Origin of the sequence: Enterococcus sp. DIV1315a (genome assembly GCF_051712325.1) — a bacterium.
GTDB classification, from domain to species: domain Bacteria; phylum Bacillota; class Bacilli; order Lactobacillales; family Enterococcaceae; genus Enterococcus; species Enterococcus faecalis.
Map to the genome: position 1 here is coordinate 2,525,143 of NZ_JBIOOS010000001.1, position 21,495 is coordinate 2,546,637.

Below are 21,495 nucleotides of genomic sequence, written 5' to 3' on the forward strand. Positions count from 1 at the left end.
CCTATGAAAAAATTTACTCTTCCCCTGTTAGCCGCCTTATCGCTAATCCTTTTCGGCGCTTGCGGCAAAACAAACACCTCTGATAAAACCGCTGACGGTAAAGAAAAACTATCCATTGTCACGACTTTTTATCCTATGTACGATTTCACTAAAAATATTGTAGGCGATGAAGGAGACGTCAAATTGTTAATCCCTGCTGGTTCTGAACCACACGATTATGAACCATCCGCCAAAGATATGGCTACCATCCATGATGCGGATGTTTTCGTTTACCACAATGAAAATATGGAATCTTGGGTACCCAAAGCTGCTAAAGGCTGGAAAAATGGAGCCCCGAACGTCATTAAAGGTACCGAAAACATGGTCTTACTTCCTGGCAGTGACGAAGACGGACACGACCATGAACATGGCGAAGAAGGCCACCACCATGAATTAGATCCGCATACTTGGGTTTCACCCCATCGTGCCATCCAAGAAGTTACAAACATCAAAGAACAATTAGTCAAACTTTACCCTAAAAAAGCCAAAACATTTGAAACAAACGCAGAAAAATACTTAACAAAATTAACGGCCTTAGACAAAGGGTTCCAAACAGCTTTGAAAGACGCTAAGCAAAAAAGTTTTGTTACCCAACATGCTGCATTTGGTTATCTTGCCTTAGATTACGGCTTAAAACAAGTGCCAATAGCTGGTTTAACACCTGAACAAGAGCCAACTGCAGGGCGCTTGGCAGAGTTGAAAAAATATGTCACAGACAACCAAATTCGCTATATTTATTTTGAAAAAAATGCCAACGATAAAATTGCTAAAACGTTAGCTGACGAAGCGAATGTTCAATTGGAAGTCCTAAACCCGCTAGAAAGTTTGACACAAAAACAAATGGACAATGGCGAAGATTATCTTTCTGTAATGAAAGAAAACTTAACTGCTTTGAAAAAAACAACAGATACAGCTGGGAAAGAGGTTCAGCCAGAAACCTCTGAAAAAACAGAAAAAACCGTGGCTAACGGCTATTTCAAAGACAGTGAGGTGGCTGAGAGAACACTGACAGATTACGCTGGAAATTGGCAATCCGTCTATCCTTTATTAAAAGATGGCACATTAGACCAAGTCTTCGATTACAAAGCGAAACTGAAAAAAGATAAAACACCAGCCGAATACAAAACCTACTATGATGCCGGCTATCAAACCGATGTCGACCACATCAACATCACTGATTCCACCATTGAATTTCTGGTCAATGGCAAACCACAAAAATTCACCTATAAAGCAGCCGGTTATAAAATTTTAAACTATGCAAAAGGCAACCGTGGCGTCCGTTTCCTTTTTGAAACAGACGATGCCAATGCTGGGCGGTTTAAATACGTCCAATTTAGCGACCACAACATTGCACCAACGAAAGCCGCTCATTTCCACATCTTCTTCGGCGGCGATAGCCAAGAAAGTCTGTTCAATGAAATGGACAACTGGCCAACGTATTATCCAAGCGACTTAAGCAAACAAGAAATTGCCCAAGAAATGATTGCGCATTAAACATTCAAAAGAGAGGAGGTAGCATTAGCTAAAATGCTACCTCCTCTCTTTTTTTATTTAGTCAAGCACACCATGTTCTGCTTCAAACGTCGCTAACAACTGGCGCACTTCATCCGTTGATTTTGTATTCATTAATTGTGCTCTTAAATCACTGGCACCTGGAAAGCCTTTGACATAAATTTTGAAGAAGCGATGCAGCCCAACGATGGAGCGAGGCACCAATTCTGCATACTTGTCTTGCAAATCCAATTGTAAACGTAGCAAGCCCAGCAATTCTTGTGGCGTATGCGTTTTGGGTTCTTTTTCAAAGGCATAAGGATTTTTAAAAATCCCCCGGCCAATCATGATGCCATCTACACCATATTGTTCTGCTAATTCTAGGCCCTTTTGACGATCGGGAATATCCCCATTAATCGTAATTGTCGTTTGCGGTGCGACACGGTCCCGAATAGCCATAATTTGCGGAATGACCTCCCAATGAGCATCCACTTTGCTCATCTCTTTTCGTGTTCGCAAATGAATGGATAGATTCGCAATGTCTTGCTCTAATAAATGCGTGATCCATGCCTCCATTTCCGCCATTTCAGTAAACCCAATGCGTGTTTTGACACTAACAGGTAAGCCACCTGCTTTGGCGGCGTCAATCAATTCAGCCGCGACTTCTGGGCGCAAAATCAGCCCGCTGCCTTTTCCACGCTCAGCCACGTTGGGCACAGGACAGCCCATATTTATGTCTAATCCTTGAAAGCCCATCTCCGCTACGCCGATACTCATTTCACGGAAAAATTCCGGTTTATCCCCCCAAATATGTGCCACCATCGGCTGTTCATCTTCTGTAAAAACGAGGCGCCCGCGCACACTGTCTTTTCCTTCAGGATGACAATAACTATCTGAATTAGTAAACTCTGTAAAAAACACATCTGGTGCTCCAGCTTCTTTCACGACATGACGAAAGACCACATCAGTGACGTCTTCCATCGGTGCTAAAACAAAAAAGGGCTTTGGCAATGTTGCCCAAAAATTCTTGCTCATCTTCATATACTCCGTTTCTGATTTTTTCTTTATTTTCAACGACAATTGTCGACATATTCTGGTGCGAAACATTGCTATTATACAGGGAAATGCACGAAGAATCAAAAAAGGCATACTTAGAAACAAGAAAACTGTCTGAATCTGCTCGCTAGAATGAGTGATTCAGACAGTTTAATCTTTTTACGGCTTAACTACGTAAGCCACGCCCTGTTTCTACAAGGTACCAACAAATGCCATATAAAACGACAATAAATAAGATTAAAATGGTCATAGAAATACCAATTGGCACATCTTGAACCCCTAGGAAACCGTAGCGGAACCCAGAAATCATGTAAACAATCGGATTAACTTTTGAGACAGCTTGCCAAAATGGCGGCAACATGGAAATGGCATAGAAAACCCCACCCAAATAGGTTAAAGGCTGTAACACAAAGGTCGGCACAATCGATACATCATCATAGGATTGCGCAAAAATACCATTTAACAAACCAGCTAAAGAAAAGAGAATCGCTGTCATCAATAAAGTCATGATGACCATCAGCCAAGAAACAACGTGCAATGGGACGAAAAATAGAGAAATGATGGTGACTAACGCACCGACCAAAATACTACGACCAACGCCACCAATCACAAATCCCCAAATAATCACATGAGTTGGAACTGGCGCCACGAGAATTTCTTCGATATTTTTCTGGAATTTTTGTGAGAAAAAGGAAGATGAAACATTGGCGTACGAGCTTGTAATGGCTGACATCATAATTAAACCTGGCACGATAAATTCCATATAAGAAAAACCGCCCATGTCGCCAATTCGCCCGCCAATCATTTTCCCAAAAATCACAAAATATAAGGACGTCGTAATCACTGGCGGTACCAGTGTTTGGACCCAAATCCGTAAATAACGGTTGGTTTCCTTCACAGCTAAACTTTTTAAAGCAGTAAAATACAGACTAAACATGTTGATCCTCCCTTTGGTACGTATCCTCGGTAATCTTCAAGAAGAGCTCTTCCAAACGGTTGGACTTATTCCGCATTGACAATACTTTGATTCCTTGTTGACTTAGCTGTTCAAACAAGTGATTGACTCCTTGGTTTCGTTCCACTTCCACCGCTAACGTTAACTCGTCCTCAAATATGCTTTGATAGCCTTCAATAACTGGCGCCTGCGTATAAGGTGCTAAATCAAAAATAAACGTTTCGAATTGTAATTTTGCTAACAAGTGCTTCATGCTGGTGTTTTCAATCAATTCACCAGACTGAATAATCCCAATGTTGCGACACAACATCTCAGCTTCTTCTAAGTAATGGGTCGTCAAAATAATCGTGGTTCCCTGCGCATTTAACTCTTGTAAAAAGGCCCACATTTCACGGCGCAATTCAATATCGACACCTGCAGTTGGTTCATCTAAAATCAATAACTTCGGCTCATGCATCAGCGCGCGAGCAATCATTAACCGACGTTTCATTCCGCCAGAAAGCATTCGCGCCCGCTCGTTCCGTTTTTCCCATAAGTTGGATTGTTTTAAATATTTTTCACTCCGTTTCATGGCTTCTTTACGAGACACCCCATAATAGCCCGCTTGATTGACCACAATCTGTTGGACCGTTTCAAACGGATTGAAGTTAAACTCCTGCGGCACTAACCCAATCTGTTGCTTCGCCCGCACCATCTCCGTATCTAAATCATACCCAAAAATTTTGACTTTCCCCGAAGTCTTATTAACTAACGAGGTCACAATCCCAATCGTCGTTGATTTTCCTGCGCCATTCGGTCCCAAAAGAGCATAAAAATCGCCTTCTTCGACTGTTAAATCAATCCCCCGCAACGCTTCAACACCTGAAGCGTACACTTTGCGTAAATCTTGTATCACAAGAGCATCAGTCATTCGTAACTCTCCTTAATGTATAAATATTCATGAGTATTATTGTAACACTTCTCGATAAAAACGGGGGTTATTTTGATTAAATTTCACAGTTTTGCTTAGTTATTTTTCAACAACAAACTAGCCAACGATTAACGTGTTTATTTTGATTTAAAACTGTTTAAACAGTTTCAAGAACGTTAAACTCCTTTCAAATCAAGGATTTAGAGTTCTCTTTTTTTGGCACAGAACTTGCTTTATATAAAAGTGAGGTGAAAAGAATGAAAAGAAAATTTTTAATTGCTAGTCACGGAAACTTAGCGAAAGGCTTCCAAAGTTCCTTGGATATTCTCGCAGACAAAGGAAAAGAGCTGGCGGTCATCAATGCCTATGTGACTCCTGAAGACTACACGCCAATTATTCAAACGTTTCTTCAGTCCCTTGGCGCAGAAGAACAAGCTATTATTTTAACAGATTTATATGGTGGTAGTGTCAATCAAAAAATTGTTCAAGAAGTCATGACGACAAAACCAGACAATGTTTTTATCATTTCCAATGCCAACTTAGCCATTGCCTTGTCGCTGATTTTCTTAAAAGAAGGCGAAAATCTAACCAAAGAAGATATTCAAGCAGCAATTGCTGAAGCACAAATTCAATTCGTTGAATTAAACCCATCAAATGAAGAAGAAAACTTTTTTTAGGAGGAAATTAAAATGATTACACAAGTACGAGTAGACGACAGATTAATTCACGGCCAAGTAGCCGTAGTTTGGACCAAAGAATTGAATGCCCCCTTATTAGTTGTAGCGAATGATGAAGCAGCCAAAAACGAAGTAATGCAAATGACGTTAAAAATGGCGGTCCCTAATGGCATGAAACTATTAATTCGCTCAGTTGATGATGCGATTGATGTCTTCAATGATCCTCGTGGCAAAGACAAACGAATTTTTGTAATTGTGAACAGTGTAGCGGATGCTACTAAAATTGCGAAAAACGTGACAGATATTGAAAGTGTGAATGTTGCCAACGCTGGCCGCTTTGATAAATCAGATCCAGCCACCAAAACAATGGTTTTCCCAAGTGTCCAATTAAACCCTGAAGAGTTAGAAGCTGCCAAAGAATTAGCCAGTTTGACTCACGTGGAAAGCTATAACCAAGTACTGCCAACCAACTCAAAATTAAGTTTAAAACAAGCCGTCAATTAAAAGGAGGAAATGAACAATGCTTATGCATGCAACAATGGCAGCCTTAGCTGTATTTATCTGTTTTGCTGGGAATTATTTAACTGGTCAAAGTATGATGGAACGTCCCTTAGTCGTTGGATTAGTCACAGGAATTTTAATGGGCGACATGAAAACAGGGGTTCTAATGGGGGCCTCTTTAGAAGCAATTTTCTTAGGAAATGTTAATATCGGTGGTGTTATCGCAGCGGAACCTGTAACTGCGACTACTTTAGCCACAACGTTTGCAATTATTTCAAATGTCGAACAAAAAGCCGCCATGACGTTAGCCGTACCAATTGGGATGTTAGCCGCTTTCGTGGTGATGTTTTTAAAAAATGTCTTTATGAATATCTTTGCTCCTTCTCTTGACAAAGCAGCACGTGAAGGCAACCAAAAAATGGTTGTGACACTGCATTACGGAACGTGGATTATTTATTATTTAATCATCGCTTCGATTTCATTTATCGGAATTTTAGCAGGAAGCGGGCCAGTAAATCTGTTTGTTGAAAGCATTCCACAAAATTTGATGAACGGCTTAAGCGCAGCTGGCGGACTTTTACCTGCCGTTGGGTTTGCTATGTTAATGAAACTGTTATGGGATAATAAATTAGCCGTCTTTTACATTTTAGGCTTTGTTTTAACCGCGTACCTACAATTACCAGCCGTTGCGGTGGCGGTCATCGGGACAGTAATTTGTGTCGTGAGTGCCCAACGGGATGTAGAATTTCGCGACATTCTAAAAAGAAAACCGGCGGCGTCTTCTGCGATTGAAGGCAGCGCGAAAGAAATCGAAGAGGAGGACTTTTTCGCATGAAGTTAAAAGAGAATTTATCTAAAGAAGAGAAAAAAATGATGCGCTCTGTTTTCTGGCGTTCTTGGACGATGAATGCTAGCCGGACAGGAGCTACACAATACCACGCAGTGGGTGTCATGTACACTTTACTCCCAGTTATCAATCGTTTTTATAAAACCAAGGAAGAACGGGCCGAGGCATTAGTGCGTCACACCACTTGGTTCAATGCAACCATGCATATCAATAACTTCATCATGGGGCTCGTTGCTTCGATGGAAAAACAAAACAGTGAAGACGAAAACTTTGATGCTAGCTCTATTACAGCAGTTAAAGCCTCACTAATGGGGCCACTTTCAGGCATCGGTGATTCCTTCTTCTGGGGCATCTTACGTGTTATTGCTGCTGGTATTGGGATTTCATTAGCCAGCACTGGTTCGCCATTAGGGGCGATTGTCTTCTTACTTTTATACAACGTCCCTGCGTTCTTAATTCACTATTATGCGTTGTATAGCGGCTATTCAATCGGTGAAAGTTTTATCCAAAAAATGTACGAATCAGGCGGAATGAAGATACTCACAAAAGTATCAAGTATGCTAGGCTTAATGATGATGGGCAGTATGACTGCTTCAAATGTAAAATTCAAAACGATTCTTGAAGTTTCCGTTAAAGGAAGCGAAGACGTAGTTAAAATCCAAGACTATTTGGATCAACTATTCGTCGGTATCGTACCATTAGCCGTGACGTTACTTGCTTTCTGGCTATTACGCAAAAAAGTCAATGTTAACGTGGTGATGTTTGGTATCATGTTCTTAGGCATCTTGCTAGGATTACTAGGCATCTGTTAAAATTGAAACAATAAACATTTAATTATTAAACACTTAGAGCCTGAGACAAAAATCCAAAGTGATTTTTATCTCAGGCTTAAAAGCTGATAAACGGCGGGAACAGAAGCAACCCCTGTCCCGACCTCTCTTTTGGAAGGACGATGAATCATGCGCTTGGAGACCTACCAACACTTAGTTGATATTTTAGAAACCAGCAATACCCCGATGAGCACACAAGAAATTGCCACAAAAATTCAATTAAGCCGCTCGGTAACCAGCTTATACTTAAATAAATTATTGGAAAAAGGTGAAGTCCAACAAACGGGAAAAAAACCCGTTTATTGGCAATTAACCCGTGCAACAACCCCCACGACCGATGTGTTTCGACAATACATCGGTAGCCAAGGCAGCGCCAAAAAAGCCATCGAACAATGCAAAGCCGCTATGTTGTATCCCCCATTGGGTATGCCTTTATTAATCCATGGAGCCAGTGGCGTCGGCAAAAGCTTTTTGGCAAAACTGATTTATGAGTATCTAAAAAACGAACAAATCATTGGCCTGGAAAAATTCTACACCTTTAACTGTGCCGATTATGCCAACAATCCCGAATTGCTATCATCCATTCTCTTCGGCCATACCAAAGGCGCATTTACTGGAGCTGAATCAGAAAAGCAAGGACTCTTGGCCCAAGCTAATAATTCCGTACTCTTTTTAGATGAAGTACATCGATTATCCAACGAAAACCAAGAAAAACTCTTTCAGTTTATGGATACAGGAACCTTCCGCCCCATTGGTGAAGAAGGAAAAATGGTGCATTCCAAGGTTCGACTACTATTTGCGACCACCGAAAACCCGAAAAAAGTCTTATTACCAACCTTTTATCGCCGAATTTCCGTAATCGTCTCACTTCCGAACTTCAAAGAGCGCCCCATTCGAGAACGGATTGCGATTTTAAAAAACTTATTCCACCGAGAAGCGAAACGAATGACCAAAGACATCAACGTGGACGAAGAAATCTTTACGGCATTATTAGAAAATGACGAACCTGGTAACGTGGGGAGCTTATCCAACAAAGTGCAGCTCCTTTGCGCGTCACAATTACGAAAAACTTTGCCCAATCAACCTGTCGTCATTGGCGATGCGACTCAACCAATGATTGCGATTCCTTTAGACAAAGAAGTGTTAGAAGAAGACACACTTTCTTCCGATATTTTCGCAACATTTGAAGCCTTATTTACAAAAGAAAAAACACTGGTCCACTTAAAAACTGAACTGACACAATTCATTAAATATTGTTTAGACGATGAAATAACCTTAGAAAATGATTATTTTTTACAAAACCTAGTCACGGAAGTCCAAACCAAAAACAAACTAATTATTAACCAACCTGAACAAACTGAAAAACCGATGAAAGATGTTGCCAAATTGCTGAAAATTTTACCGCCAATATTTAACGAAACAATGCTCCTTCCAGTCCAAGCACAGTTAAAAGAACACTATCCGCGAACGGTTTCCCTCGTGAAAAACTTAGTCAGTCCGCTGCCAGAAGAATACCGTTTTTTTACAGAGGTACTCTTATCTGTATTACTCAGTGGGGAAATTTCTGAAACGATTCCTTACCAAGCGCTCCTCGTGGCGCATGGTGAATCGACTGCCACAAGTATTCAAGCCGTTGCCAACAAATTATGTGGTACCTATATTTTCGATGCGATTAACATGCCCTTAACGTCCTCCGTACGAGATATCGTCGCCGAAGTTAAAGACTGGCTTTCTCAGCGGGACACATCACAAGGCGTCATTATGCTCGTCGATATGGGTTCTCTGACACAACTTTATAAAAGTTTGAAACCGCAAATTCTTGGAGAACTCTTGGTGATCAACAACCTGACCACTGCCTATGCGTTGGAAATTGGTCATCAATTAATGAACGAACAACTTTTCTATGGTATTGCTAAAACCGCTGAAAAAAAATTTAAAACCGATGTACAGTACTTTGAAGGCTTTTCAGTGGAAAAAAATATCATTGTCTCTAGTATTTCAGGTCTGGATATTGCCAAGCAAATCAAACAAATCTGTCAAAAATACCTGTATACTGATATTAAAGTCATTACCCTAAAATACAAAGATTTGGTAAACACGTTAGACATTGCCAACGCCGAAGAAAATTATTTAAAAGAAACCTCGCTCATTTTGACGACGTCCTACTTAGACAACCATACGAATGTTGCTAGCGTGAATCTCTTAGACATGTTAGACGAAGATGCAGGAACCCAGTTGATGGAACCTTTCCAAAACTTGATGCATCCCAATAACATTGATAGCATGATTAACGAATTTGTTCACTTCTTCTCGAAAGAAGGCTTGTCAGAAAAACTAGAATTTCTAAATCCTGACGTCATTATTAAACAAGTCGAAAATGTTACAAAAAACATTGAAAAACGTTTCGACCTCACACTCAGCGGCAAAATGAAATTTAACTTAATGATGCACAACGCGCTCATGGTAGAGCGGACAATGCTCGGCGTTGAAGACTATGAAATCCCTGCTAACCTAGAGGAACTAACCATTAACCAAAAACCATTTTTCCAAAATGCTAAAAACATTTTCTATACTCTAGAACAGTTTTATCGAATAGAAATTTCCAACTGGGAACTCTATGTGATTTATGAAATTTTGTCTTCTCGGTGAGGGGGGATGGGAAAGAGCTTGGGCCGTAAGTTATTTCGACTTATGGCCCAAGCTCTCTTTACTAAAGGATCTCAATAGATGTCCTTTTTATTTTTCTTCACTAACAGCAAATCACCGATTCAAACTTTCTCCATTTGTAGAAATAACCTCTTTATACCAATGAAATGAATCTTTTTTACTTCTTTCAAGCGTTCCATTCCCTGCATCATCACTATCCACGTAAATAACACCATACCGTTTAGACATTTCAATGGTTCCACATGAAATGATATCGATGATTCCCCACATAGTATAGCCTAAAAGCTCTACACCATCAGCAATTGCTTCACTCATTTGTTGTAAATGCTTTTCTAAATAGTCAATCCGATAAGGGTCATGAATTGCGCCATCCTCTTCTACTTGATCATAAGCACCTAACCCATTTTCAGCAATAAACAGCGGTAATTGATAGCGATCATACATCTCGTTTAGAGAAATTCTCAAACCAATTGGATCAATTTGCCATCCCCAGTCACTTGTTTCTAAGTAAGGATTTTTCATCCCGCTTAGTAAGTTTCCGCTGGTAATTTCATAATCAGGACTGACACTAGTTATCATTGACATATAGTACGAAAATGATAGGAAGTTTACTTTATTCTCTGCTAATAATTCTAAATCTCCAGGAGCGACTTCTATCGTAATTCCTAACTCATCAAACATTCGCTTTGTATAGCTAGGATATTTTCCTCTTGCTAAAACATCCGTATAAAAATAATTCTTATAGTTCTCATCCAAAATGCTTTGCATTACATCTTCTGGCTTACAGGTCGCAGGATATGTTGTAAATCGTGCAATCATTCCACCAATCATTGGTTCGCCTAGTATTTCTTTTGCAGCTTTAATTGCTCTTGCATTTGCCACGAACTGATTATGTCCTGCTTGAAAAATACTTTGGTTATAGTTTTCTTCTTGATCTTCAATAACGGCACATCCATTGTATGGATTAAATCTATTACAGTTAATTTCATTAAAAGGTAGCCAATAGTCCACTAAATCACCTAAACGCTCAAACAATGTACGTGCATAGACTTCAAAAAAATCAATAGTCTTTCTACTTTTCCAACCACCATATTTGGTCACTAAATTAACTGGAATCCCATAGTGAAGCATTGTAGCAAAGACTTTCATTCCTCTTTTTTGGCATTCAGTAAATAGATCAACATAAAATTGTATTCCTGCTTCATTAGGTCTCTCGTCATCTCCATTTGGATAAATACGCGACCAATCAATGGATGTTCGGAAAATATTCATCCCCATTTCTTCAAACAACGCTAAATCCTCTTTATATCTATGATAAAAATCAATCCCTCTTCTAAAGGGATAATTGCGATCGCCTTCTGCAACTAGCGCTTGCTCGAAACGCTCACTGGTCATATTAATATCTCTGTTTCGATTCCGTTCCTCACGGTTCCAGTTAGGGTCAAAGTAACGCATCGATTGTGTATCCACACCTTTGCCATCTTCTAAATAACCACCATCTGCTTGACCACTCGAAATAGCCCCGCCCCATAAAAAATCCTTTGAAAATGTGTAAGTCATTTTACTTTTCCTCCAATTCATTACGTAAATACTGGTCCTTATAAACTAGACCACTCGTTATAATAAAAGCTAAAATAAAACTAGTCACTGCACAGACAATTGCAAAAATAAAATTCCATTGATTCGTTGGATCAATAAAAATAGGCAATGTCGTAATTCCTGTTGGCGCAAAAGTCATTCGCTTAACATTCAGAAAACCCGCAAGTAAACCACTCATTGCACCAGCAATAATCACTGCTAAAAACGGTTTTTTATATTTTAAATTCACGCCATACAAAGCTGGTTCGGTAATTCCTAACAGTGCAGTAAATCCTGAAGAAAAAGCCAACCCTCGTACTTTCTGACTCTTTGCAAAGCGACCTACAGCAATTGCTGCGCCTGCTTGAGCAAAATTAGAAACTAAAAACCCAATCCCTAACATATCAAATCCATTGGAACTGATAGATTGTAAAACGAGAGGAATTGTTACCGCATAATGCATCCCAGTCATAATGAAGACTGGCGATAACGCACCAAAAATAAATGGTAGCACCCAAACAGCATAATTTTGAACTAAATTTAAGACAATTCCTAATCCTTGTCCAACCCAACTTCCTAATGGACCAATAATTCCCAAAGCTAAAGGAATCATAATAAAAAATGTCACTAATGGCCGCAAGAAAAACTTTACTGACTCAGGACAAAAACGTTCGACATAACGATCCACATAGGAAGCTACCCATATAATTAAGATAATTGGAATCACAGTTGAACTATAATTAGCTAACGTAATTGGTAAAAAGCCAAACATCTTTAATGGTTTACCTTCACTTACCAATGAAACAAAGGTCGGATGTAGCAGTAGCATGCCAATAATTGTTCCTAAATAAGGATTCAAACGAAACTTTATTGAGGCAGAATAAGCAACTAAAACAGGCATAAAATAAAAAGCAGTATCGCCAGCAAATGTCAAAATTTGATAAGTACCACCTGCAGGATCAATTAAATGGAACAAATCTAAAAGCAACAGTACTGTTTTTATCATTGCTGCAGCGGTGATTGCAGGTAACAGCGGTGTAAAAATACCTGTAATTGTATCTAATACTTGTGGAATAATCCCTTTTTTTGATGGTTCACTTGGCTCGGCCATTTCTTGATGACTCAGATCACTTTCAGACTCAGTTGACAGCAACTGAGTAAAGTGTGCATAAACAGTTCCGACACTTTGACCAATAATTATTTGATATTGTCCTCCGGTAACAATACTGCCCATTACGCCGTCTAAATCATTTATAGACTCTTGCTGTATTTTCTCTTCATCATTTAGCGTTAAACGCAAGCGAGTTGCACAATGAGTAACACTTTTCACATTTTTGGCTCCGCCTATGTTTGACAAAATGCTTTGACATAATTTTTGAACATCCATCAATAACCCTCCTATTCAACTTGTATTTCAATACTTGTACAAATATCAATCACTAGTTATACTTGAATTATACAATTATAAAAAACGCTTTCAATAATCGTTTTCCAGAACATTGATAACAAAAGGTAAGGTGATAAAATTGTTAAATCAACTCCCATCAGACTTATTTCTGTTAACCCACAGCGAACACCATTATTTAGAGGATCCCAATTATCATAGCCCTATTTATGAACAACTAGACAAAATTCTCTTACATGATCAAGAAGTCTATCAGTTTCAATTACCAAATTTAAAACAAAACCTTATTGAAATTAGAAGAGATTCGCGATTCACAGATGTACCATTACATGTACATACTAATTTAAATCTTAATTATGTCTATTCTGGAAGCTGTCATTATCAAGTAAACGGAACCGAGGTATTACTAAAAGAAGGAGATTTATGCATTGTTGATCGGCATGTTCTTCGCTCAAAAGGCAGACTAAGTGAAAAAGATATTGTCTTTAATATTAGTCTAAGCAATGACTTTTTTTCACGAGCATTTATTATGGGCTTAGGTGAAACAAGCATTTTAAGTACTTTTTTATTTTCAGCAATTACTGAAAATAACCACCATGACGGCTATATGATTTTTCAGAATAACCATAAGAATACAATTGCTTTTCTCAATCAACTAATTTGTGAATATTTCCAAAATGATACTTTTAGTAAACATGCGATAGAAGCACTCTTTTCATTAATTTTTATTCAGCTTATCCGTGATTATCAGAAGAATTCCACAAAGAAAGTTGCCCCTATTAGCAATAAAACCAGCCATATGTTAGAAATTATCGATTATATAGAAAAAAATGCTCGCACCTGTACATTAAAGGAAACCGCATTATTATTTAATTACCATCCAAAATATTTATCTCAGTTAATCAAACAGACTTTCAATAAAACCTTTAAAGAAATTCAAACAGAACAAAGGATGAAAAATGCGATACAATTATTGCGTTATTCAGAATTATCAATCGCTGAAATCTCTCAAAATGTTGGTATTTCAAACGTAAGCCAATTTTATAAAAATTTTTCAGCTCTCTATATACTCTCTCCTAATGAATATAGAAAAACATTGACGAAACACTGAAATACTCACTTACTCCATTAATGGTATAAAAAAAACACTTTCTATCAACAGAAAGTGTTTCAATAAATATTTCGTTTAGGCAGCGCTGTTTCCTGTAGTGTAAACGAACAAGAAAGTGAACAAAATGGACACGCCAACCATTATTAATTTTTTCGTTTTGTCGGGGTCCTCTTGAAGTAGCCATTTAATCAACAGACTGCCCCTAATCCGTTGACTTGCCTTCTCTTTTTCAGTCGCTGACTTTGTATACCGCCAACCACAAAAGTGCCAACGAAGTAAATTGGCGTACCAAGCCCGATAGTTTTTAGATAGAAAACCACCACAGATAAACAACGCTCCTAATAAAATATCTAAATACAACCAAACAACAAATGTTAACGGAATATCGATTAATGAATAATTCTTCACTTCAATCACTTGATCTTTCAAACCAAATTGATGAATAATCCGTTCTTGGTATTCAGAATCCGTCTCCGCTTCTTCTTTTCCCCCAACAACTTTTATGGCTGACTCGACGCCCATACCTTTTATAAAAGCTTGCTTGGAATGACAATACTTACATTCCACCACTTGATCAGCGGTATCGTGCCATTTAAACGCATTCGCCCCACAACTTTGACAAACCACACTACTCATTTTTTGCCTCCGATATTTGTTATTTTTTATGGTTATGTTTCATTACTTAATGATACCATTTTTTGGAGAATTCGGCTTATTTCTGAAGAAGTTGCTTTTGTTCAGCTGATTATTTTAAGACATAGCTAGTAGGCCATAAGTCGAAAAGACTTATGGCCTACTAGCTTTATATAACATCTTTATTTCTAATTAATTCACTTTTTTTTCCGCCCAATCTGCTGAATATTGTTTTCCTGCGACTAGGTCATACTGAATCAATTCATAATCATGAAGCAACTCTTTTTGCTCCTTCGTAAGATCTTTTTCTTCTGTCGTTTTATTTTGATCACTAGCAAATACTTTTTTACCATTCTGAACGTTTTGACTACCAGAATTAGGGTCAATTGTTGTAGCTGGTAAATTATTTGTCACTGCTGTTAACAAGGCATAAAATGGCGTCACTTTAATATTAGCTTGCTCGAGCGCCAATGAAGAAAACATATACGGAGATACTAATGAATAATTTGGCAGTTTTCTTTGTTGTTGTGCATATTTATTGTTATATACGAAATAATCTGTTTCTCGATACAACAAAGGATACTTCGCTAAATCTTGTTCCTTATAGATACCTGGTAAATGATCTCCATACCAAACAATTGTAATTGGTTTTTCAATTTTATCAATTTCTTCAATAAATTTCTGCGTTGCTTGATCTGTATAATTTAAACCTTGAAGATAGGTCTTCATTTGATTTCTATTGCTTTCTGAGACACCAGCCCCCTCGAAATCAAATGTGTCTTCTTTGTAGTAATTGTTATACGGCATATGATTTTGCATTGTAGATAGTTGGATAAACTGAGTCTTACCTTCCGTTGCATTTATCGCATCAACTGTTTCTTGATAGGCTGCTTCATCTGAAATATAAGGATTCGCTTCAATCTTTTGTGTATAATTCAATCCATCTGGACTTCCAATATAATGAAATTTATCAAACCCAAACTTTTCAAATACATTTAAACGACTGTAAGTATTTGCAGAAAATGGATGAATTGCCACAGCTTCATCAAATAAATTTAAAAAAGTAGGCGTCTTTTTTTGCTTGTTCACTAACTGAGTGTAAGGCACAGGCAAGGTAGCCCCCAAGTTACTTAAATCCATCCCTGTCAACGATTGCCACTCCATGTTTGCTGTACCTCCACCATAACCTGAGGAAAGCATTAAACCCGATGTTGTTTCTTTAGATAACTGTGTAATAAACGGAAATGGATTATTGTTCAAAGTTATATCCTTCAATCGAGACGGATCACTGAAGCTTTCGCTAAGAGTAAAAATAACCGTTTGCTCTTTTTGCCAATCCTGACGCTCTGAATTTATTTTTTTAGCCTCTGCATCATACTTTGCCATAATTTTTTTAATGTTCTCTTGTGAGTATCCAGAGGGTTCCTCCATAATTTTCACATCAATATTACTTAAAAATTGGATGACTGGACCATTAATCTGTGTCCCACGTCTTTGATTATAAAATTGACTATCAATACGAAAAAGCTTAAACACCAAATTAGGCAGCGAGTTCTGATGGTTAATGAAAAAGACCCCTGAAAAAAACACTAAAATTGAGACAATTCCTAATACTCGTTTTTTTATGTTTATTTTTAGATGATAGGTTCTTTCCAAACGTTTTTGTAGAATCCAAGAATAAATTCCTACTAAAACTAAACCAATGACGCTAACAATAAGAATGACAGGATTTAGCATATCTAAAATTTCACTAATACTGTTTAAAAAAGCTAAATCTGCCGGTAAAATTGGTTCAAGTCTATATTTAATTTTCAAAACTGTCGCGATAGTTAAAACAAGATTTATCACTAAGGTAAACGCAAACGCATACCAAAATCTATTAATCAATAAAATAACTAACATTAAGAATGCCATGATTACGATTACGTTTAAGAAAACTTGTGCTTGTCTATAGATAAAAATAGTAAAAATAGAACGAAGTGCTATATCCTTCGATCCGTAATCTGCAATTAATAACAATTGCATAATCGTGAATAAGTAGAAAAATAGCGCACTATAAAATAATCTGCGGTAAGCGCAGACCCAGTTCCATAACTTACTTAATTTCAATTTTAGTTGTGAAAAATTTTCTACTCTTAAATTCTGCTCAATTTTACGATATAGCGGAATTTTTTGTAAAAGTAATACAACACAGCTAGAAAGAAGTGCTACTATCAAATAAGCAATAGTTAAATAGATAATTTGTTTTGCCCAAACAGTACCAGATTTCACCTCTGTTTGAACAAATTTCTCAGAAACTAGACGTGTAACAATTGGCCAGTTTACTAAGATTTGTACAACTAATAAACTTGTAGATAGCACATTAAAATTTAAACGCAATAAGGAAAATCGTTTATTTACATTTTCTAAAAATATAAATAAAGAAATCGAATAGTACACGGAAAAAAGAGACCAAGGAACATTGAATCGAGTAGCAGTACTTGTTCCTTTGTTTAAAAATAGAGAGATATGTGTCATTAATAAGACTAAACTTGCTAATATTACTATTCCAAAAGTCACCTGAATAAATTTCAAATGATAACGAGGAAGAAAATTAAACCGATAAATGGTGTAGCCAACTAAGTAAAAATAAATTAAAAGTAAAATGCTATTACCGCTAGCCATTCCCCAAATATCTTTTCCAAAAAAAGTTGGTAAAGCGATTAAAAAGAATGTTAGTAGTGACATGGTCCATTTGATTTGTTCGTTCTTTAACCGATCTAAATACTCGTATAAATAAGGGCTTAATAAAAACAAAAGCAAGTAAGCCGTAGCAAATGGAAAAATATTTTGACTAATTGGAAAGAGTATCGTCCAATAATCACGTATATTTAATGAAAAAGAAGCCAAAGACAAATTTAAAACGAGTGTTCCAAAAACATATAATAAATAAAAATTTGCAAATTTAGCTAGCGGCTTGGTTCCTACTGATTTTTTTCCGTGGTACCCCATATATAAAGCCAATAAATTCCCACCAACTGCAACTAATCCTAATGCTACTGAATAAAGATAAAAACGCGTACCATTTTGGTCATATTGTGGAATCGCTGTACCCGAAAATAATACACGTTGAACAATTATAAAAATACATGCCATAATTGGTGTAACTATTGGGTATTTTTTTGATTCTATCATATTTTCACCTATCTTTAATTTAAAAAAACCGTCCAAAATGGACGGTTTATAATTTTAGTTTCCTCATTTGGAAAGTGTCTTTCAAAATGATAATTGAGTGGTACTCGATTTCCAAGGAAATCTTCGTCCCAGATTGTTTTCGTAAGCGAACACGTTCGCAACGACTCCAAATAATTAACGTTTTGAGAACTGTGAAGCTTTACGGGCTTTTTTAAGACCTGGTTTTTTACGTTCAACCATACGTGCGTCACGAGTAAGTAACCCAGCGCGTTTTAAAGCAGAACGGAAACCCTTATATATCAACGTTTACAATGGTTTTTCTCACCATCTTTTATACTTTAGAATACAGTCTTAAATTCTTCAATTTACCTCAAATTTTCAAAATCCAGACCCAAAAATAAAATGGCTTTTAGCCACATGTATCAAGGGATTAGATAACATTTCAAAAATAAAATAGACCCAATTTATTAAAATATGGGAAAAATTTCTATGTTTCCGAATAAAATAAAAAAGCCTAAAATTAAGGCTTTTTTATTTTTACCTCTAAATCAAGTTTTCTGCCATTAACTCTGCTTGTGTAATCACTAAATCAATGGTTTCTAAATCTGTCTTAAATTTATTTTTTCTCAAAAAACGTTTGATTTCAACTCTCATTCGGGCTTTCTCAGAACTACGTTTTGTCCAATCAATTGTCATATTTTCTTCAATAGTTTTAGCGATACCTACTGCAATATCTTTTAGAACTTGTTCATCTTCATCCGAATTTTTAGAGATAACATCATAAAAGGCTTTTTCTTCGACTGTCAAGCCTAATTCTTCGCCCTCTTCTTTCATTGTCTTCATATCTTTTGCCAATTCAATTAATTCACGAATGGCAATTTCAGAAGTAATTCCTCTAGTATTGTATTTATTTATGGATTTTTTCAATAGTTCAGAGTATTTTTCTGCTTGGACAACATTCGTTTTTTGAATAGACTTAATTTTTCCAGCTAATAAATTTTCAAGTAGTTGTAAAGCAAGATTCTTCTGTGGCATTTCTTTAATTTCTTCTAAAAACTTGTCAGACAAAATAGACAATTCAGCTTTTTCTAATCCTAGAGAATCGTAAATATCCACAATATCTTCCGTTACAACAGACTTAGAAATTAATTGCTTCAGTTCTTCATCGATTTGTTGAGGAGATTTTACTCCATCTACAAAGTTTAATTTAATTAAATATACTTTTACAGCTTTAAAAAAGGCAATTTCAGCATTGTATTGTTGGACTTCTTCTTCTGTCACACACAAAGCATACGCTCGAGTGATTTCCGTTACTAAATCTTTAAATCTCTTAACATCTTCAACATCATCTAATCCTAAAATATAGTTTGCAGCATTTGTAATAACTTGTAATTTTTTCGTATAATCTGTTGAATTAAAATCAGAATAATCGAACTTATCTAGAATCGTATTGGTAATCAAGTCATATTTTTCTTTGACTAAACTCACAGCGACTTGGGTATCAATACCTGCTTGTTTTTGGTCATTTGGTGTATACTCTTGTAGAGCATTTTTCAAATTCGGTGCAATCCCAATGTAATCTACAATCAATCCGCCTGTTTTGTCTTTAAATACACGATTCACACGAGCGATTGCTTGCATTAAATTATGACCTTGCATTGGTTTATCAATATACATGGTATTCATGCTAGGAACATCAAAACCTGTCAACCACATATCTCGAACAATAACAATTTGAAGTTCATCAGAATCATCTTTCATTCGCTTCGCTAATTTATCACGTCTTGTCTTATTCCCAATAAAAGGTTGCCAATAATCTGGGTCACTACTTGAACCTGTCATTACAATCTTAATTTTCCCTTTATCATCATCATCAGAATGCCAATCAGGACGAAGTTTAATTATTTCTTGGTATAAATCAATCGCAATTCTTCTAGACATTGTAACAATCATTGATTTACCGAAAGAAGCCTCTTGTCTTGTTTCAAAATGTTTCACAAAATCTTGAGCCAATTTTTCTAATCGAGGTTGTGAACCTGTGATAGCTTCTATCCGACTCCATTTTGCTTTCGTTTTTGAAGCGACATCATCTTCTTGACCTTCCACAATGTCTTCTACTAAATCGTCTATATCTAATCCATCAGGAAGTGATACAGGGATGATTCGGCTTTCATAATAGATTTTTACTGTAGCTCCATCTTCTACCGCTTGGGTCATATCGTATACGTCTATATAATCCCCAAACACAGCTTTTGTAGACTTGTCTGCACTAGAAATAGGTGTTCCTGTAAAACCAATGTAGGAAGCGTTAGGTAACGCATCTCGTAAGTATTTAGCATATCCGTATTTGATTGAGCCATCTTTTGCATTAACATCAGCACTAAAACCATATTGAGAACGATGAGCTTCATCTGCCATTACAATAACGTTTCGTCTATCAGTCAATACATCCATTTGATTGCCTTCTTTAGGTGCAAACTTTTGCATGGTACTAAAAACGATGCCACCTGCATTGACAGACAGTAATTCTTTTAACTCATCCCCATCATTGGCTTGTTTTGGTGTTTGACGTAATAAATCACTCGACTGACTAAATGTTAAAAACAATTGGTCATCTAAATCATTTCTATCCGTTAAAACTACGACAGTTGGATTATCTAATTCTTGCACCAATTTCCCAGTATAAAAAACCATTGATAGACTTTTACCTGAGCCTTGGGTGTGCCAAACAACACCAATTTTATTATCTCCATTAGTGCTAACTGCACGTTTTGCTTCTTCTACTGCACGATTCACTGCATGATATTGATGATAAGCCGCTAAAATCTTAATCGTTTTATCCCCATCAGTTTTAAACAAGATAAAATGATGCAGTAAATCAAGTAATACTTCTGGATTACACATCCCCTTGATTAGCACTTCTAATTGACTACTAGCTGTTCCGTGTTCCACTTTTCCATCAATCGTTCGCCAAACCATGAAACGTTCTTCATTACTTGATAAAGTTCCTACTTTTGCTTGCACACCATCACTAGCAACCATAAATTCATTAAACGTAAGTAATGAAGGGATTTCTTGTTTATATGTTTGTAATTGGTTATAAGCGTCTGAAATACCCACGGCTTCATCCGTAGCATTCTTCAATTCAAACAGCACAATAGGTAATCCATTGACAAAGAGAATAATATCCGTTCTTTTTCGTTGATTGTCTTCTTCCACGATAAATTGATTGACTGCTAAAAAATCATTGTTTCTTGGCTCATTAAAATCAAATAATAAAACGCGTTTTGTAACATTGCGATTACCTTCTCGTGTAGGAATTTCAATTCCATCCGTAATGTATCTATGAAAAGTCTGATTATTGACTGCCATGTCGGGATGTTTATGGACAGTAATTGTCTTTATTGCATCATTAATCACTGCCATTGATACATCAGGATTAATTGCTACAAGAGCCTCTTTCAAACGGTCTATCAAAACAACTTCTTTGTAATCTTTCCGTTTAGACATCCCACTATCTTCTAATTCTTTGGCAGAAACAGAAGTGTATCCCACTTCTTCTAACCAACGCAAAGCAACTAATTCTAACTCATTCTCATTAAAACGGTATTCTTCAGCCAA

At 36.9% G+C, this 21,495-nt stretch carries 15 protein-coding genes and 1 pseudogene; 7 read left to right on the forward strand and 9 right to left on the reverse strand.

Translation table 11 applies throughout. The features are described 5' to 3' along the window. Positions 1-3: 3 nt before the first annotated feature. Entirely contained in the window at positions 4-1,533 is a 1,530-nt protein-coding gene (locus IGJ03_RS11995) for a metal ABC transporter solute-binding protein, Zn/Mn family (RefSeq protein ID WP_375804787.1), read from the forward strand. Positions 1,534-1,590: 57 nt separating this feature from the next. Here IGJ03_RS11995 and IGJ03_RS12000 read toward each other — a convergent pair whose 3' ends face one another. The 3 genes from IGJ03_RS12000 to IGJ03_RS12010 form a co-directional block, all read right to left on the reverse strand. Further along, on the reverse strand, positions 1,591-2,565 hold the full coding sequence (locus IGJ03_RS12000) for a tRNA dihydrouridine synthase (protein WP_002413934.1): 975 nt from the start codon (positions 2,563-2,565) through the stop codon (positions 1,591-1,593). Between the two features lie 187 nt (positions 2,566-2,752). Next, the gene (locus IGJ03_RS12005; protein WP_002354811.1) at positions 2,753-3,523 is read right to left on the reverse strand and encodes an ABC transporter permease; all 771 of its coding nucleotides are present in this window, start codon (positions 3,521-3,523) and stop codon (positions 2,753-2,755) included. Continuing rightward, positions 3,516-4,451, reverse strand: coding sequence for an ABC transporter ATP-binding protein (locus IGJ03_RS12010; protein ID WP_002410665.1), 936 nt, complete (start codon positions 4,449-4,451; stop codon positions 3,516-3,518). Before IGJ03_RS12010 ends, IGJ03_RS12005 begins: the two co-directional genes overlap by 8 nt. Before the next feature lie 257 nt (positions 4,452-4,708). On the opposite strand from IGJ03_RS12010, the gene IGJ03_RS12015 reads away from it, so the two are divergent. The 5 genes from IGJ03_RS12015 to IGJ03_RS12035 all read left to right on the forward strand — a co-directional run bounded on the left by IGJ03_RS12015 (position 4,709) and on the right by IGJ03_RS12035 (position 9,955). Next, a complete protein-coding gene (locus IGJ03_RS12015; RefSeq protein ID WP_438711154.1) occupies positions 4,709-5,128 on the forward strand; it encodes a PTS sugar transporter subunit IIA in 420 nt (139 codons plus the stop codon). Between the two features lie 12 nt (positions 5,129-5,140). Then, positions 5,141-5,632, forward strand: a complete 492-nt coding sequence (locus IGJ03_RS12020) for a PTS system mannose/fructose/N-acetylgalactosamine-transporter subunit IIB (RefSeq protein ID WP_002354800.1) — start codon at positions 5,141-5,143, stop codon at positions 5,630-5,632. A gap of 16 nt (positions 5,633-5,648) precedes the next feature. Beyond that, positions 5,649-6,464 carry a PTS mannose/fructose/sorbose/N-acetylgalactosamine transporter subunit IIC gene (locus IGJ03_RS12025; RefSeq protein ID WP_375804788.1) on the forward strand — a complete coding sequence of 272 codons (816 nt, stop codon included), beginning with the start codon at positions 5,649-5,651 and terminating at the stop codon, positions 6,462-6,464. Then, the gene (locus IGJ03_RS12030) at positions 6,461-7,288 is read left to right on the forward strand and encodes a PTS system mannose/fructose/sorbose family transporter subunit IID (RefSeq protein WP_002360964.1); all 828 of its coding nucleotides are present in this window, start codon (positions 6,461-6,463) and stop codon (positions 7,286-7,288) included. Before IGJ03_RS12025 ends, IGJ03_RS12030 begins: the two co-directional genes overlap by 4 nt. Before the next feature lie 147 nt (positions 7,289-7,435). Further along, positions 7,436-9,955: a sigma 54-interacting transcriptional regulator gene (locus IGJ03_RS12035; protein ID WP_375804789.1), complete on the forward strand. Its 2,520-nt coding sequence runs from the start codon at positions 7,436-7,438 to the stop codon at positions 9,953-9,955. 111 nt (positions 9,956-10,066) lie between these two features. Here the strand turns inward: IGJ03_RS12035 and IGJ03_RS12040 are convergent, their stop codons facing one another. Together IGJ03_RS12040 and IGJ03_RS12045 are read right to left on the reverse strand one after the other, a co-directional pair. Then, complete coding sequence (locus tag IGJ03_RS12040; RefSeq protein ID WP_002375460.1) at positions 10,067-11,533, reverse strand: glycoside hydrolase family 1 protein; 1,467 nt, start codon at positions 11,531-11,533, stop codon at positions 10,067-10,069. A 1-nt stretch (position 11,534) separates the two neighbouring features. Beyond that, positions 11,535-12,938 carry a PTS transporter subunit EIIC gene (locus tag IGJ03_RS12045; RefSeq protein ID WP_425135921.1) on the reverse strand — a complete coding sequence of 468 codons (1,404 nt, stop codon included), beginning with the start codon at positions 12,936-12,938 and terminating at the stop codon, positions 11,535-11,537. Between the two features lie 130 nt (positions 12,939-13,068). Here IGJ03_RS12045 and IGJ03_RS12050 point away from each other — a divergent pair, with 130 nt between their 5' ends. Beyond that, positions 13,069-14,067: an AraC family transcriptional regulator gene (locus IGJ03_RS12050; RefSeq protein WP_242384502.1), complete on the forward strand. Its 999-nt coding sequence runs from the start codon at positions 13,069-13,071 to the stop codon at positions 14,065-14,067. 75 nt (positions 14,068-14,142) lie between these two features. Here the strand turns inward: IGJ03_RS12050 and IGJ03_RS12055 are convergent, their stop codons facing one another. From IGJ03_RS12055 to IGJ03_RS12070, 4 genes and pseudogenes are all read right to left on the reverse strand, one after another. Further along, positions 14,143-14,703, reverse strand: a complete 561-nt coding sequence (locus IGJ03_RS12055) for a hypothetical protein (RefSeq protein ID WP_438711156.1) — start codon at positions 14,701-14,703, stop codon at positions 14,143-14,145. Positions 14,704-14,892: 189 nt separating this feature from the next. Next, on the reverse strand, positions 14,893-17,910 hold the full coding sequence (locus IGJ03_RS12060; protein WP_375804792.1) for an LTA synthase family protein: 3,018 nt from the start codon (positions 17,908-17,910) through the stop codon (positions 14,893-14,895). 138 nt (positions 17,911-18,048) lie between these two features. Continuing rightward, positions 18,049-18,162: pseudogene (gene rpsI, locus IGJ03_RS12065) on the reverse strand (30S ribosomal protein S9); the annotation flags it as partial. A 255-nt stretch (positions 18,163-18,417) separates the two neighbouring features. Further along, positions 18,418-21,495 carry a type I restriction endonuclease subunit R gene (locus IGJ03_RS12070; RefSeq protein ID WP_406842736.1) on the reverse strand — a complete coding sequence of 1,026 codons (3,078 nt, stop codon included), beginning with the start codon at positions 21,493-21,495 and terminating at the stop codon, positions 18,418-18,420.